At 63.5% G+C, this 16414-nt stretch carries 12 protein-coding genes; 5 read left to right on the forward strand and 7 right to left on the reverse strand.

Features of this window, described 5'->3' with window-relative positions; genetic code table 11:
* Positions 1-182 precede the first annotated feature (182 nt).
* A complete protein-coding gene (gene sodB, locus R3E49_RS14965) occupies positions 183-764 on the forward strand; it encodes a superoxide dismutase [Fe] (RefSeq protein WP_371295784.1) in 582 nt (193 codons plus the stop codon).
* A 33-nt stretch (positions 765-797) separates the two neighbouring features.
* Here sodB and R3E49_RS14970 read toward each other — a convergent pair whose 3' ends face one another.
* Complete coding sequence (locus tag R3E49_RS14970) at positions 798-1256, reverse strand: Lrp/AsnC family transcriptional regulator (protein ID WP_371295785.1); 459 nt, start codon at positions 1254-1256, stop codon at positions 798-800.
* Between the two features lie 165 nt (positions 1257-1421).
* Here R3E49_RS14970 and R3E49_RS14975 point away from each other — a divergent pair, with 165 nt between their 5' ends.
* The 4 genes from R3E49_RS14975 to R3E49_RS14990 all read left to right on the forward strand — a co-directional run bounded on the left by R3E49_RS14975 (position 1422) and on the right by R3E49_RS14990 (position 8032).
* Positions 1422-3104 (forward strand): aminotransferase class V-fold PLP-dependent enzyme, encoded by a 1683-nt coding sequence (locus R3E49_RS14975; RefSeq protein WP_290744480.1) that lies wholly within the window; start codon positions 1422-1424, stop codon positions 3102-3104.
* Positions 3105-3270: 166 nt separating this feature from the next.
* Positions 3271-4437, forward strand: a complete 1167-nt coding sequence (locus R3E49_RS14980) for an efflux RND transporter periplasmic adaptor subunit (protein WP_371295786.1) — start codon at positions 3271-3273, stop codon at positions 4435-4437.
* Positions 4438-7569 carry an efflux RND transporter permease subunit gene (locus R3E49_RS14985; protein ID WP_290744484.1) on the forward strand — a complete coding sequence of 1044 codons (3132 nt, stop codon included), beginning with the start codon at positions 4438-4440 and terminating at the stop codon, positions 7567-7569.
* 193 nt (positions 7570-7762) lie between these two features.
* On the forward strand, positions 7763-8032 hold the full coding sequence (locus R3E49_RS14990) for a hypothetical protein (RefSeq protein ID WP_371295787.1): 270 nt from the start codon (positions 7763-7765) through the stop codon (positions 8030-8032).
* Between the two features lie 170 nt (positions 8033-8202).
* On the opposite strand, the gene R3E49_RS14995 is transcribed toward R3E49_RS14990, so the two are convergent.
* The 6 genes from R3E49_RS14995 to dnaE all read right to left on the reverse strand — a co-directional run bounded on the left by R3E49_RS14995 (position 8203) and on the right by dnaE (position 16411).
* Positions 8203-8490, reverse strand: coding sequence for a DUF1244 domain-containing protein (locus R3E49_RS14995; protein ID WP_371295788.1), 288 nt, complete (start codon positions 8488-8490; stop codon positions 8203-8205).
* A 23-nt stretch (positions 8491-8513) separates the two neighbouring features.
* The gene (locus R3E49_RS15000; RefSeq protein ID WP_290744490.1) at positions 8514-9644 is read right to left on the reverse strand and encodes a helix-turn-helix transcriptional regulator; all 1131 of its coding nucleotides are present in this window, start codon (positions 9642-9644) and stop codon (positions 8514-8516) included.
* Between the two features lie 70 nt (positions 9645-9714).
* Positions 9715-10737 (reverse strand): TIGR03617 family F420-dependent LLM class oxidoreductase, encoded by a 1023-nt coding sequence (locus R3E49_RS15005; RefSeq protein WP_371295789.1) that lies wholly within the window; start codon positions 10735-10737, stop codon positions 9715-9717.
* A 10-nt stretch (positions 10738-10747) separates the two neighbouring features.
* Positions 10748-11962, reverse strand: a complete 1215-nt coding sequence (locus R3E49_RS15010) for an MFS transporter (RefSeq protein ID WP_371295790.1) — start codon at positions 11960-11962, stop codon at positions 10748-10750.
* 16 nt (positions 11963-11978) lie between these two features.
* A complete protein-coding gene (locus R3E49_RS15015; RefSeq protein WP_290744496.1) occupies positions 11979-12770 on the reverse strand; it encodes an SDR family oxidoreductase in 792 nt (263 codons plus the stop codon).
* A gap of 152 nt (positions 12771-12922) precedes the next feature.
* Positions 12923-16411, reverse strand: a complete 3489-nt coding sequence (dnaE, locus tag R3E49_RS15020; RefSeq protein ID WP_371295791.1) for a DNA polymerase III subunit alpha — start codon at positions 16409-16411, stop codon at positions 12923-12925.
* Between the last annotated feature and the right edge of the window lie 3 nt (positions 16412-16414).

Consider the following 16414-nt stretch of genomic DNA (forward strand, 5'->3'; position numbering starts at 1 on the left):
GCGCCGTGGCGACGCGCTGCTCGCCGCAAACTGGCCAGCAGCAGGGCAAAAACGCTATAATCGCGCACCTCGCTGGACCTCCTCCAATAACAGCGGCGGCGTTTCAGTGATGCGCCGACGACACAAAACACCGTCTGGACGATGGACAACCCACGACTTCTGAACATTCCGGAGGCAACAACATGGCTTTTGAACTTCCCGCTTTGCCCTACGCGCGCGACGCTCTCGCACCCCATATCTCCGCCGAGACGCTCGATTACCACTATGGCAAACACCACAACACCTATGTCGAAAAGCTCAATGGCATGGTTCCCGGCACTGAGTTTGAAGGCAAGTCGCTGGAGGAAGTGATCCGGACCAGTTCCGGCGGCATTTTCAATAACGCTGCTCAAGTCTGGAACCACAGTTTTTACTGGGAGTGCCTGAGCCCGAATGGCGGCGGTGAAGCCACAGGCGCGGTCGCGTCTGCAATCAACGCCGCTTTCGGCTCCTTTGCCGAGTTCAAGAAGGCCTTCACCGATGCCGCCGTCGGCAATTTTGGCTCCGGCTGGACCTGGCTGGTGAAAAACAGCGATGGCACCGTCGCAATTGTCAACACGAGCAACGCCGAAACACCGCTCACCGACAGCAGCGTGACACCGCTGCTCACTGTTGACGTGTGGGAGCACGCCTACTACATCGATTACCGCAACGCGCGCCCGAAGTACCTGGACGCCTTCTGGGCCCTGGTTAACTGGGACTTCGTGAACAAGAACTTTGCCTGACCCCGGGGCCGCCGGTCAGCGACCGGCGGCCTCTTACCCCAGCGGCAACGCCGTGGTCGCCTTGATTTCCTCCATGACAAAACTTGCCGAGACGTCAAACAGGTCGGCAGCGATCAGGCGCTGGTACAACCTGTCGTAGCCGGGCATATCCGCAACCACCGCTTTCAACAGGTAATCGAGCTGCCCGCCCAGCCGGTAAACCTCCAGCACGCCCTCCACTTCCTGCACAATCTGTCGGAACTGCTCCACCCAGGCCGCATTGTGCTGGTTGGTGCGAATGGTGATAAATACCGTGAGCCCAAGGCCGATACTGGCCGGATCGAGCAGCGTGACGCGCTGCCGTATCACACCTGCCTCCTCAAGCTTCTGCAACCGGCGCCAACATGCCGACTTGGACAGCGCCACACGCTCGGCGAGGTCACCGACCGACAGCGATGCATCCCCCTGCAGCAGACTCAGCAGCTGTTTATCCTGATTATCGAGCACGACCATGGACAACTCCAGTAAAGGAAAATAATTTCGTATTATGCCCAATTATCGGAATACTATTCCCTTCTATTCGTTTTTTTACGCACATTTTCGGACAATGTACCGGCACTACGGGCGTACACTGGCTACCTCGATCGGGCCCATCCACCACCTGCCAGGAGCAACCCCATGTCTTCTCTCATTGCCCGCATACGCGATGCCGTCATCGGCAGACAGCACAGCATTGCCACGCCCTTCGGTGAAAAGCCGCTGGTGTATGCCGACTACACCGCCTCGGGCCGCAGCCTGAGCTTCATTGAAGACTACATCCGCGACGAAGTGCTGCCTTTCTACGCCAACACACATACAGAAACTGCATTCACAGGCGCGCGTACCACCGCGCTGCGGGAAGCGGCTCGCACCATGATTCGCGACGCGGTCAACGCGGGCGCTCAGGACAGGGTCATTTTTTGTGGGTCCGGCGCGACAGCCGCCATCAACAAGATCATTGATATCCTGAACCTGCGGCTACCGGCTGATCTCGCCGACCGCTACTCGCTCGCGCAGGCTATCCCGCTGGAAGACCGGCCGGTGGTGTTCATCGGCCCCTATGAGCACCACTCCAACGAACTGCCCTGGCGCGAGAGCCTGTGCACCGTCGAGGTCATTCCGCTCGACGCTGCAGGAGGCATTGACCAGGCCTGCCTCGCCGCAGCCCTGCAGAAATACGCCGCGCGCAAACGCAAGATTGGCAGCTTCTCCGCCGCCTCCAACGTCACGGGTATCAAGAGCGATGTCACGGGCATTACTCGCCTGCTGAAAGAGCACGGCGCACTCGCCTTCTGGGATTATGCTGCCGCCGGACCCTACGTCGCCATCGACATGAACGGCGCGGATCCGCTGGACGCCATTTTCCTGTCGCCCCACAAATTCGTCGGCGGCCCGGGCACCCCCGGCGTCCTGGTTGCCAAGAACGCGCTGTTCCAGAACCGGGTGCCGGCCACCGTCGGGGGCGGTACCGTAAGCTGGGTCAATGCCACGGGCCACGTCTACGCCCGGGATATTGAGCGCCGTGAGGAGGGCGGCACGCCGGCCATCGTCGAGTCCATCCGCGCCGGCCTGGTATTTTCCCTGCAGCAGGCCGTCGGGACGGATACCATCGCGGCCCGCGAGGCAGACCTCGCGGCCCGTGCTCTCGCACGCTTCCGCAACTGTGCCAATCTCGAGGTACTCGGCCCGTCATCTGCTGCGCGCCTGCCTATTTTTTCGCTGCGGTTTCGCCACGGTCAGCGTGATTTGCACCACGGTTTCGTGGTGGCACTGCTCAACGACCTGTTTGGCATTCAGGTACGCGGCGGCTGCTCCTGCGCCGGGCCCTATGCCCATAGCCTGCTGGGCATCGACAGCGAACGCAGCCAGCAGTTCGAGACCGCAATCACCAATGGCGACAGCCTGATGCGGCCAGGCTGGGTCCGCGTGAACTTCAATTACTTTATTGACGAAGCGGAGTTGGAATACCTGCTGCGTGCCTTTGAACTGGTCGCAGAGCACGGATGGCGTATGCTGCCCCAGTACGCGTGGCACGCGAGCCACGGGGTCTGGCGCCACCACCGCGCGCAGCAGCAGACGCCGCCGCCCTTCACTGGTCTCAGCTGGCTGAACACGCAACCGCGGCCGCCCGAGACAGCCGCCAGGCCACTGGATACCCACTTGCAGCAGGCAGAACGCCTACTGCAGGAACCACTCGCCAATCCAACAGCTGCGCCGCTGATCTTGAGCGACAGCAACGAAGCACTGCGCTGGTTCGTGTTACCGCAGGAAATTCAACCCGGCGAGCGGCGCAGCCGGTGGAACACTGCCAGCGAAGCCTGATTGGCGGGAATCGCCACACTGCGGGCACAAGCCTCGCGAATGTGTGAAAAATTTACAATCGCATTGCGTCAACGCCGTGACAAACCGTCTGATTAGAGGGTTGCTTACCCGAGCTGCTGGCATGCAGGTGCCAGAACCCGGTATTCGCGAAGCACAGGTGCATGCCATGCCAATAACAATGAAAAGCACACTACTCCCGGTGCTGGTCATCGCTGCCGCCCTCGCGGGCTACGCAGCGCTGCACGCCGCCGCGCCGGAGCCCGAACAGGACACAACACCGGTGCGTCCGATCAGCGTTTTCACCGCTACGGTGCGTGCCGAGCAGACGCAGCTGAGTGTCCGGACACAGGGTGAAGTGCGGGCTGCAACCGAACTCGACCTGGTGACACAGGTAGGCGGGCGGATTGTCGCGGTATCTCCGGAGTTTACCGAGGGCGGCCGCGTCGCCGCCGGCGAGACTCTGCTGCAGATCGAAGATACCGACTACCGACTCGCGCTGAGCGAGGCCCGTGCCGCCGTGGCCGAGGCCGAGGTGAGGGTGCAGCAGGCCCTGGCCGATGCCGATGTGGCGCGCAAGCAACTGCGCAACGAACCGAACGCCTCCCCGCTGGCCCTGAAGCAACCACAGCTCACAGAGGCCCGGGCCATGCTGGAAGCGGCGAGCGCCCGCCTTGAGCAGGCTGAACTCGATCTCCAGCGCACCCGGGTTCACCTGCCATTCGACGGGCGCCTGCTGAGCACCCTGGTCAATGTCGGCCAGTACGTCACCCCGGGCACACCGCTGGGCCGGGCATTTGCCACCAACCGCGTGGAGATCCGGTTGCCACTCAGTGACGATCAGCTCGCAGCCCTCGACCTGCCCATCGGCTACACCGCAGCGCCAGGGCAGGAGCCTCCGGTGATCCTCAGCGCTATCGTGGCCGGTCGACAGCATCAGTGGCAGGGGCAACTACGGCGACTCGATGCCGCCATCGATCCCGGTTCTCGCATGCTGTACGCCATGGCCGAAGTCCAGGAACCCTACGGGCGTGGGGCGTCGGCAGAGGGCATGCCGCTGGCCGCCGGGCTGTTCGTAGAGGCGACCATCCCCGGCCGCACACTGGACGCCGCCCTGCTGATTCCCCCCGCCGCCCTGCGACCGGGAAACAAAGTGCATGTGCTGGATAGCAGTGGCCTGCTGGCTACCCGGGATGTCGAGGTGCTGTCGCGCAGCGCCACGCGCGTAGTGATCGGCAATGGTCTGCAACCCGGCGAACAGGTGATTACCTCGGCCATCCGCAACCCGGTGCAGGGCATGGCACTGTCGGCAATCGCCGAATCGGGGAACGGCTGAATGCGCGCGTTTATCGGCTGGTGGGTACACAATCCGGTCGCTGCCAACCTGCTGATGGTGGGCATCCTGCTCGCTGGCGCCCTCGGTTTCGTGAGTATGGAGCGCGAGGCCTTTCCCCGCTTTGAGATCAACCAGGTCGAGATTGAGGTCACCTGGCCGGGGGCAGCCCCGCAGGAGGTCGAGGAGCAGGTCGTACTGCGTATCGAGGAGTCTCTCGATGACCTCGACAATGTCAAACGCGTCTCCTCTACGGCCTCCGAGGGTCTTGCCAGGCTGGAGGTCAGCACCTGGCCCGGCGTGGACCTCGAGCAATTCCTGAACGATGTAAAGAATCGTGTGGATGCAGTGACTGCGCTGCCGCGGGACATCGAGCCCCCGCGGGTGAAACGCAGCGACTTCCGCGAAGAGATGATCCGCGTGGCCGTGCACGGCGAGGTCAGCGAACGTGAGCTCACGCGACTGGCCGAGGACCTGCGCGACGAGGTGGCCGCACTCCCCTGGATCTCACTGGTCGAGCTGTTCGGCACGCGCCGCGAGGAAGTCACTATCGAGCTGTCCCAGGCCGCCATGTTGCGCTTCGGCGTCAGTTTCGATGAGGTCGCCAGCGCGATCCGTGGCAGCTCCATCAACCTCTCCTCTGGCCAGGTCAGGACCGCTACGGGTGATGTGCGGCTGCGCGCGCGCAATCTTGCCGACAACAGCGAGGACTTCAGCCAGATCGTGCTGCGCCAGAATGCAGAGGGCGCCACCGTGCGCATCGGCGATGTCGCCCGGGTGATTGACGGCTACGAAGAAAATGAAATTCTGGCCACATTGAACGGCGAGCCCGCGGTCCTCATACAGATCCTGTCAACCGACAACATGCAGGTCGTGAAGGCCAGCGCGGCGGTCAAGGCGTGGATGGAGAAAACGCGCCCCACGCTCCCCGCGGGAATCAGCCTTACCCTCTGGTTTGATACTGCAGACATCTATGAAAGCCGCATGGACCTGATAGGCAGTTCGGCCTGGCTGGGGCTGATGCTGGTATTTCTCGTCCTGATCATGTCACTGCGCCCCAAGGTTGCCCTGTGGGTAACTGCCGGTATTGCAGTCGCCTTTGTGGGCACCTTCGCGGTCCTGCCAGCCAACGATGTCTCGCTCAATGTCATGTCCACGTTCGCCTTCCTGCTGGTACTGGGCATTGTGGTGGACGATGCCATTGTCGTGGGCGAGAGCATTCACCAGCATGCCCACGCCGGCGGCGGCATCGACGCGGCGATTGACGGCGCCTATGCCGTCGCGCGCCCCGTGGTGTTCGCGGTGCTCACCACCATGATCGCCTTCGCGCCCTGGTTTTTCGTGGACATCGAAGGCGGCAACATGACGCGCCAGTTCTCCATCGTCATTACCGCGGCGCTGACCATCTCCCTGATCGAGGCATTCTGCATACTGCCGGCCCACCTGCGCCACCTGGAACACCGTGAACACCTCGGCCCCTGGCGGCTGCGCCAGCGACGCTTCGAAGAGGGTATCGTCGCTTTTGCCAACACCCGCTATCGCCGCCTGCTTGCGCTGGGGACCGACTACCGTTACCTGACCGCCAGCCTGTTCACCGCAGCCTTCATCCTCAGCCTTGGCGTGTTCGGTGCCGGCTGGGTCAAGTTCACCTTTTTCCCCGAGGTGCAGAACGAACAGGTTCACATCAATGTGGTGATGCCCAGCGGTGCCCCCTACTCCCGCTCACTGGCCGTCCTGGCGCGGCTGCAGGAAGCCGAGAAGCAGCTGATTGCCGAAGTGGAGTCACAGGCCGCCGCCGAGGGTGGCAGCGGCTCCCTGGTGGAGGGCTGGTATACGCGCTCCCGACGCGACAGTGTCATCGCCATCGTCAGCCTGTCGCCACCGGAAGAACGGGCGTTGTCTGCCCGCGAGACCGCCGAGCGTTTCCGCGAGTTGGTGGGCGACATCCCGGATGCGGAAGAGATCGAAGTCAGCTACACCCTTAACGACCAGGGCGCGGCCATCACCTGGGTGCTGCGGCACCGGGACCTGGACGTCCTGCGCGCTGCGAGCAACGACCTGCAGGCCCAACTGCGCAGCTATCAGGGCAGTTACTACGTGCGCGACAGCCTGCGGGCCGGGAGTGAGGAAATACACCTGAGCCTGCGTCCGGGCGCCGAGAAACTGGGCATCAGCCTTGCCGATGTATCGCGCCAGGTACGCCAGGCCTATTATGGCGAGGAAATTCAACGCCTGCCCAGGGAGCACGGTGATGTCCGGGTGATGCTGCGCTACCCTGCGGAACTGCGCGCACAGCTTGCAAGCCTTGACAGCTTCCGGGTGAGGACCGCGGACGGACGTGAAATCCCCCTGCTCGCCGTGGTAGATGTGGAGGTCAACAACGCTGTGGACCGGATCCAGCGCCAGGACGGCGAGCGCATGGTGCGCATCTCAGCGGAGGCCGCGCCGGAGCTGGTCAGCGACATGAACAAGGACCTCAAGGAGAACTTCCTGCCCGTACTGCAGGAGCGTTATCCGGACCTGGTGATCCTGCGCGGTGGTGAGCAGGAAACCGAACAGGCGTTCTTTGACGAAATCATCGCCCTCTACGCAGTAGCGCTCTTCGCCATGTATGCGCTGATCGCCGTGGCCTTCCGCTCCTACGCGCTGCCCCTGCTGATCATGACGGCGATTCCCTTCGGCTTCATGGGCGCCGTCTACGGACACCTGCTGTTCGCAACCCCCATGGCGCTGTTCTCGTACTTCGGCATCGGCGCCGCGGCGGGTGTGGTGGTGAATGACAACCTGGTGCTGGTGGACTACATCCGCCGCTTGCGTGAGCGCGGCGCATCCGCGGCTGACGCTGTGCTGGAGGCAGGGGTCGCCCGTTTCCGGCCCATTCTGCTGACCACAGTGACTACCTTCGTGGGCCTGCTGCCCATCATGGCGGAGCGCTCCACCGACGCACAATTCCTCAAACCCGCAGTCCTGTCGCTGGCCTTCGGCGTGCTGTTTGCGCTGTTGGTCACGCTGCTCATGGTGCCCGCGCTTTACCTGATCGGGGAAGACTGTGCAGGGCTCGCCCGACGCCTGCTGCCCGGGTTGGGCGAGCGACCCCAGGCACCGCAGAACGTCGCCACCCAGCCAGAGCGGTAAAAATCCCGGCTTCGTACATTGCTTTGTCACACTATGCCGCTATGCTGCGCTCCGCCAGCTGGCACAGACTTTGCTGCAATCCGGAGACGGTGGGCCTTTCGGGCCTCCACAGGGTGCTGAGGGGCTGGCAACGCACGGCGATGGTGCATCGGCGCACCGCAACAGGGCTTGAGCTTTCAGGGAGATCCGCAGAATGAACAGCGAATTTAACGCAGAAGAACGCTTTCGGCGCACCGTGGGCGACGTTGTAGTCGCGGAGATGCTGTTTATTCAGGCTACGGTGGAAAGCGCCTCGGTGATCGGCTCCGGACTGCAGGAGCTCGGGCACCACCTGCTCGCCGCGCCCAGCGATCCCCGCCAGCCCATTGGCTCCATCGCCAGCCTGCTGCAGGCCACTGCCGATCGCGCGCTGGAACCCTACAGCACCCGGTTCGGTTACTTACGCCAGCTCCGGGAGCTCTAGCAGCCTGTCGGACTTAGGGCATCGTCGCGAGGCGTGTGGGAATCGAGGACAGAATGTCGATCGTTTGAGGCGAATAGTGGTGACTATTTAACGAAAACGAGCGGGATTCTGGACCGATTCCCATCAGCCGCAGCAGATGAGCCTAGGTCCGACAGGCTGCTAGGCAGGCTTCAGTCGCGGCGAACGGCCTGCAGCGCTGCCAGTTGCTCCGGCGTCGCCTCGGTCTGGTAGCGCGCCTTCCACTCGTCATAGGGCATGCCGTAGATACGCGCCCGCGCCTCGTCGCGGCTGAGGGCCACACCCTCCTCTGCCGCCGCTTCGGCATACCAGTTGGCGAGGCAATTGCGGCAGAACCCGGCAAGGTTCATCAAATCGATGTTCTGCACATCCTTGCGCTGATCCAGATGGGATAGCAGGCGACGAAAAGCCGCCGCCTCGATAGCGTGTTCCTGTGACATAAAAAAGTAGCCTCCAGAATGACCTAGTCGCCCATTGGGGCGACACTGCTCAGAATCAGTTGTACCAGACGCGTCTGCCGGGTGACACCCGTCTTCGAAAAGATGGCGCTGAGATGGGATTTCCCGGTGTTGCGGGAAATGTGCAGGCGCACGCAGGCTTCGTCCAGCGTTGCGCCCCCCGCCAGTAGCAGGCTCAGGGTGGCCTCGGCACGGGTCAGCCCGAACAGGGTCATCAACACATCCACCGGTGCTTCGCGCTGATATTCCGGATCCGACACAAAAACGGCTACGGACGGATTGCGGCTGCCATCCGGTGCTGCCACCAACGGCAGTGGCCGCATCAGCAGGCCGGGGCCCGGACTGCTGCCACTGTCCAGCCGGAGGGCCTTGACCAGGCCTGGCTCCCCACGCAGGTGCGCCTGCATGACATCATCCAGGCACTCCCGGAATGCCTGCTGGTCGCTACGATGCACCAGGCGCAGCTGCCCCTCGTGCTGCGTCAGCCAGCGGCCTTCAGCCAGCAGGCGCTCGCCGGCGCTGTTGCTGTGTCGAATCCGCGCCCGCCGGTCCAGAATGAACGCACCCAGCGCCATGCGGTCCACCGCTGCCGCGAACAGCGTACGCTCGCTCTCCACCCGCGCGATGCGCGCGTGCAGACGGATCGTCTGCTGAATATGGGGCAACAGGCAGCGGGCGAGCTCGCGCTCCGGTGCCGCGAAATTGGTCCGTCCTGCGACCCGGGCAAAGCGCAGGCGTGCGGTATTGCCGAGTTCATCACCCAGATCTGCACCCATAATATGCCTGATACCGGTGGGCTCCACGTATTGCCGGAAATAGGCTGACTGGTAGTACTCGCCGGGGGGCATAAAGGCATCCACGGTGAAGACCTCACCCGGCGGCAGGTTCACGAAGGGGTCCAGGGCAAAGTAGCTCTCGTTATAGGCGTTCACCGCGTCCGGGGAGAGCACCACGGAATTGATGACCAGCCCGCTATCCCCCTCGCGCGGTGCGCGCAGGATCAGCGTGACGTAGTCGGCATCCAGCGCCTCCCCCAGCAGGCGCAGAAACGCCTGCCAGGGAGGGTCTGCTAGCGGGCCTCGCGAAAGCGCCAGCAGCAGCTCATTCATGGGGGCCGAAATCAGATATTCGCGCATGGTGGGTTCCAGCCGGGTCTGCGCGCATTGTCCCGCCCGCGAGCGAGGCGGTCAAACAGCCCCCAAAACCTCAAGCTCGCAATCTGGCAATGGCGGCGGCGGCCTGTGTATCCTGGGCAGTGTCCTGCGGCATCGGGAAAGTGATGCTGTCGGCAAGCCCGGCATAGCGTGCGCGCAGCACCTCCGCGATTTCCGCGTAAGAACCCCGTGGCACGAAGGCACTGAGCATCTCGTCGGTGACGACGGCGGGGAGATCCTGCCAGCGCCCCTCCCGGGTCAGTGCCTGCAGTTCGGCACCGCGCGCCTGCCAGCCAAACAGCTCGAGGCTCGGCCAGTAGGCCGGGGTTGAATACAGGAACCCCAGCAAACGGCGCTGTTCTTCCCACTGCTGCGCCACCGCCTGCTCATCGACGCCGGTGGCCACCAGCGGCCCCAGAATCAGCCGCAGCGCTGCGGGATCACGTCCGGCGCGCTCCAGACCGTCGCGCAGGCGGGGCAAGCACACTGTCCGGAGGTACTCAGGGGGCGTATTCGTGGGGTGGGTGATCATACCATCCGCGATCCTGCCCACCATGCGCGTCATGGCGGGCCCCACCGCGCCACAAAGCAGTGGGATGTCCGGATGCGCGATAGGGCCTGGATTGAAGAAGGGCTGCAAGCGGGTAAACCGGTAATGCTCACCCTCGAAGCGCAGGGGTGTACCGTGCTGGAAACTGTCGAAGATAGCGCGCAATGACTGCACATACTCGCGCAACTGTGGCACGGGTGAATCCCAACGCGCCGAATACCGCTGTTCGATGTTCTGCTTGATCTGGGTGCCGAGACCCAGCTCGAAGCGTCCACCAGAGAGTTGCTGCAAATCCCAGGCGGCCACCGCGACGGTCATCGGGCTGCGCGGAAACGCCACCAGCACCGAGGTGCCCACACGCAGACGTCGCGTCGCCTGCAGCGCCAGCGCTGCCAGCAACAGACCGTCGTGGATGGCATCGGGGACATGCAACCCATCAAACCCCATGGCCTCAGCCCGGGCCGCATGCGCGGCAATGCCACAGGGGCCCATGGATTCCGGTGTCGTTGCATAAACCTTGAACACGGTGCTGCGCTCAGGCGCTGTGATCGCCAGCCGCAGGCAGGCGAATCAGGGGCAGCAGCGCGAGTCCGATGAGCAGAGCGCCGATAAACCCGACAAATGCACCTGCATAGCTGCCACTGGTGTCGTAGATCAGCCCCGCCAGAGGCGGCCCCACCAGCGTCAATGGCATGATCACCGGGTTCATGAGGCCCATGACGCGCCCGTAATTGGCCGCCCCGAACAACACCGCCAGCAGCGAACCCCAGACCGGCAGCATCCCGCCGGCGGCGAGGCCAAGACTGACGCTGCCTGCCAGTAGCAACGTGTAGGTGTCACCCAACAGGTAGCAGGCCACGCCCACCATCACCAGCATCATGGATGCACCCAGTGCCACGCGCAGGTCGAGACGGTCGGCGATGGTGCCGAAGCCAAGCTTGCCCACAATGCCCGCCAGGGCGATGGCGGACACCAGAAATGCCGCCCGCTCGGCCGGAGAGCCCACACCCAACGCGAACGGTACCAGATTTGCCAGCACCGCCGAATACACGCCGAACAGCAGGCCCATCGCCATCGCCACCAGCCAGAAATTCCGCTCGCGCAGCAGCGCTGCCGTGGACAAAGGCGGCGGCGCAAATGCGGGGCCGGAGGGCGGCGCATCACCGTCGGGGTGCAGGCCACGATCGCCGGGACGGTTGGCCACCATCCACACCGCTGGCAGGGTCACCAGCAGCGTGCCCACGCCGAGGATACGCAGCGCGTTGCGCCACTCGTAGGTATCGATCAGCCACTGCACCAACGGCGGGAATACGAAACCACCGACCGAGGTGCCGACTGCGGCAACACCCAGGGCCATGCCGCGACGACGCGTAAACCAGCGCGCCAGCAGGGTTGAGGTCGTCAACGGGCCGAGCAGGTTGATGCCCAGCACCATCAGCCCGGCATAGACCAGCGGCACCTGCCAGCTGGCGGTGGTGAAGGATAACAACAGATAGCCCGACGCAAGACCCAGCGCACCGATGAACATCATCCCGCGCAGTGATCCGCGGTCGATCATACCGCCCAGAAACGGCGAGATCAGACCACCGGCCAGCGTCATCCCCGTCATACCCAGCATCATGGTCATCCGGCTGGCCTGGAAAGCCTCGCCCACGGGCACCGCAACCACACTGTAGGAATACATGATGCTGCCGTTGCTGACCATGAGCACCAGGAACGCAACGCCGACCAACCACCAACCGTAAAACACCAGCCCGTTCTCCCTGTCAGATCGGCATGAACTCACCGCCATTGACATCCAGCGCAGCTCCCGTCACCACGCGCGCGTAGTCAGAGCCGAGGAATACCGCGGCTTTGGCGCAGTCGCCGTCGTCGGGGATATGGCCCAGCGGAATGCTGCGCGTGACCTCGGCGATCAACTCGTCCTTGCTGCGACCCGACGCCTGGGACTGCCAGTCGAAGTACCCCTCGACAGCGGGCCCCCACATCCAGCCCATGTGGCAGCTGTTGACGCGGATATTGTCGCCCCCCAGTTCCAGCGCCAGGTGCTTGGTGGCCGCGCGCAGGGCGGACTTGGAGGCCCCGTAGCCACCCTGGGTCGCCAGCGGCTTGTGCTCGACCATAGTGGCAATCATGACAATCGCACCACCCCCCGCCGCACGCAGGGCGGGAATGCAGGCCTGTGTCAGCTGCATGGTGCCAAAGAAATTGACCTCCATACTGCGGCGCCAGCCATTCAGGTCGGCCTCCGCAATGGGTTCGAAACTGCCGGGATCGTAGGCGCTGTTGAACAGCACATCGATGCGACCAAACTCCGCCACCGTTGCCTCGGCGAGCGCCTGGCACTGTGCATTGTCGGCGATGTCGGTGACCACCTTGAGCACCCGGGTACCCAGGCCCAGCGCCTGGATTTCCGCCTCTGCGGTATCCAGCTTGGCGGGCGTGCGTGCCGCGAGTACCACCGCGCTGGCACCCTCCTTTGCGGCCAACGTAGACAATTCCTGACCCAGTCCGGGACCAATACCTGAGACGATGACAACCTTATCCTGCAGCAGCATGGACCTGTTCCTCTGTTGTTATGTGGGAAGTGCTTGTTCAGCAACTGGGTCATTCTGGGCAGGCAGCGAAGCCAGAGCAAACGAAACCGGTGAGAGACTGCCGGGCAGTGCAGCAGTTCGAACCGGCTTCCATTGCCACGCGGACAGCGGGATCAGCCGTATTGCAGCGCCACCTGTTCCTGGCCCACACAGTCGCGCAGCTGTTGCAGGAGCTCGTCGCTGGGCGTGACCGACCAGCGCTCACCCAGTCGAATGCGCGCGCGACCAGCGGGCTGTTCATACCACACCGAGACCGGACAGCGCCCTCCCCCGGCTGCGGCAAGCGCCTGCGCCAGCCGGTCTGCCAGGGCGTCATCGAGGGCCGCCTGGCTGACCTCGATGGTCAGCTCCGCTGCGTGGGACTCGCGCACCGCCTGCAGGCTGTGTACGTCCTTGGCCCGCACCGACAGACCGCCAGAATAGTCATCGTGTGCCACGTTGCCCTCGACAATCACGATCTGGTCTTTAACCAGCAGCTCGCGTTTTTCGCTGAGGGTTTCCGGGTAGACCGTCACCTCGATGCGCGCGCTGCGATCGTCCAGCTGCAGAATCGCCATGGTGTCGCCGCGCTTGGTCTTCATGGTGCGGCTGGCGACGATGAGTCCGGCCAGCATCTGGCTGCCCTGCTTGTCGGCGCGCAAATCCGCGATCAGCGTTGGTGCGAAGCGTCGCACCTCCTCCGCGTACTCATCGATGGGATGACCTGTGACGTACAGCCCCAACGTGTCCTTTTCCCCAGTGAGTCGCTCACGCACCGACCAGGGCCGCACGGCGTGGAACGCGGCATAGACATCGCCCGCTGTGCGGGTCGTATCGGACACGACCTCGCCAAACAGGTCCGCGATACCACACTCGCGATTGCTGGCACTCTGCTCGGCGGTTTTCAGTGCATCGTCCAACGCCGCGAGCAACACCCAGCGGTCTGTGCCGAGCCGGTCAAAGGCACCGGCACGGATCAGGGCCTCGATCGCCCGCCGGTTGACTTTGCGCGGGTCGGTGCGCGCGCAGAAGTCGAACAGGTCGCGAAAGGGGCCGCCCTCCTCGCGCGCGCGCAGCAGGTTCTCCACCGGACCCTCACCGAGCCCCTTGATCGCACCGAGCCCGTAGATAATCTCGTTGCTGCTGTCCACCGTGAACATGTACTGGCCCTCGTTCACATCGGGCAGCCGGAGCGCCAGTTGCATGGCCCGGCATTCCTCGACAAACACCACGATTTTGTCCGTGTTCTGCAGTTCCGAGCTCATGACCGCCGCCATGAAGTGAGCGGGGTAATGGGTTTTCAACCAGGCGGTCTGGTAGGACACCAGGGCGTAGGCCGCGGAGTGCGACTTGTTGAAGCCGTAGCCGGCAAATTTCTCCACCAGATCAAAAATACGAATGGCCAGCTCGCCGTCAATGCCCTTGCTGCGCGCCCCCTCCTCAAACACGGCACGCTGCTTGGCCATTTCTTCCGGCTTCTTCTTGCCCATGGCGCGGCGCAGCAGATCGGCTTCACCGAGACTGTAGCCCGCGAGCTCCTGGGCAATCTGCATGACCTGTTCCTGGTACAGGATGATGCCGTAGGTGGGCTCCAGGATGGGCTTGAGTAACACATGCTGGTATTCAGGGTCCGGGTAGGAGATTGTCTCCCGCCCGTGTTTACGGTTGATGAAGTTGTCCACCATGCCCGATTGCAATGGCCCCGGGCGGAACAGCGCGACCAGGGCGATGATGTCCTCGAAACAGTCCGGCTTCAGGCGCTTGATCAGGTCTTTCATGCCGCGCGATTCCAGCTGGAATACCGCCGTGGTCTCCGCTGCCTGCAGCAGTCTGAAGCTCGCGGCATCGTCCAGGGGGATTGCACTGATGTCCAGCGGCTCCTCACCCTGCTGCGCCCGCACGGCGTTGATCATGCGCACCGCCCAGTCGATGATGGTCAGGGTGCGCAGGCCGAGGAAGTCGAATTTGACCAGGCCGGCATCTTCCACATCGCCCTTGTCGTACTGGGTGACCAGACCTCCTCCGGCTTCATCGCAGTACAGCGGGGAAAAGTCGGTCAGGCGGGAGGGGGCAATCACCACGCCGCCGGCATGCTTGCCCACGTTGCGCGTGATGCCCTCCAGCTGTACCGCCATATCCCAGATTTCCAGCGCCTGATTGTCCTCGGCGAGAAAGTCGCGCAGCACCTCCTCCTGCTCCAGCGCCTTTTCCAGCGTCATGCCGACTTCGAAAGGAATCATCTTCGACAGCTTGTCGCCGAGGCTGTAGGGCTTGTTCTGCACCCGCGCCACATCGCGCACCACGGCCTTGGCCGCCATGGTGCCGAAGGTAATGATCTGCGACACGGCTTCACGGCCGTAGGTGTCAGCCACGTAGTCGATAACCCGGTCGCGCCGGTCCATACAGAAATCGACATCGAAGTCGGGCATCGACACCCGCTCGGGATTGAGGAAGCGCTCGAACAGCAGGTCGTACTGCAACGGATCGAGGTCGGTGATTTCCAATGCGTAGGCCACCAGTGAGCCGGCACCGGAACCCCGCCCCGGACCGACGGGGATCTCATGCTGCTTGGCCCAGCGAATGAAATCCATAACAATCAGGAAATAGCCGGGGAAACCCATCTGGATGATGGTATCCAGCTCGAAGTCGAGGCGCGCCCGGTAGCTTGCCTGGTGTTCGGGGAAATCGGGGCTGGCGGTGTCAAAGAGTCGCGCCAGGCGACGATCCAGGCCCTCGTGGGAGAGCTGCCTGAAATAGGCATCCATGGTCAGGCCAGCGGGCACCGGGTAGTCGGGCAGATAGGGCTTGCCCAGCTCCAGTACCAGGTTACAGCGCCGCGCGATCTCCACGGAATTCTGCAGTGCTTCTGGCAGGTCGGAGAACAGCGCCGCCATTTCTTCGGGCGAACGCAGGTACTGCTGGTCGGTGTAGGCCCGCACCCGCCGCGGGTCGTCGAGGGTACGCCCCTCGCGGATGGACACCCGCGCCTCGTGCGCCTCGAACTCGCTGGCATCCAGGAAACGTACATCGTTGGTTGCGACCACCGGGCAGGCAAGGCGCCCGGCCAGTTCCACGGCAGCGTGCAGGTGCGTCTCGTCGCCCTCACGCCCTGTGCGATGCACTTCCAGGTAATAGCGACCGGGATACAGCCCCATCCAGTAGGCCGCGCGTGACTCGGCCTGCGCGGCCCGCTCTGCCAGCAGTGCCTGCCCGACATCACCGGCTGCACCGCAGGAGAGGGCGATGATGCCGTCACTGCGCTCCGCCAGCCAGGCCTTGTGCACATAGGGCTCCCCGAGATACTGACCTTCGGTGTAGGCGCGCGAGATGAGCACGGTGAGGTTGCGGTAGCCGGTATCGTTCATGGCGAGCAGGCAAAGCGGGTAGGCGCGCTCGGGATCGTCCTCATCGAGCACGCGCAAATCCACGCCGAAAATCGGTTTGACGCCGGCTGCCAGGGCGGCCTTGTACACCTTGATCAGTGCGTAGAAATTGCTGCAGTCAGTGACCGCTACCGCGGCCATGCCAAGCGCTGCAACGCGCTCGACCAGCGGCTTGACGCGCACCATGCCGTCTATCAGTGAATACTCGGTATGCAGCCTGAGATGTACAAAATCGGTCATGGG

The sequence above is a fragment of the Haliea sp. genome (assembly GCF_041395985.1).
Classification (GTDB): domain Bacteria; phylum Pseudomonadota; class Gammaproteobacteria; order Pseudomonadales; family Halieaceae; genus Haliea.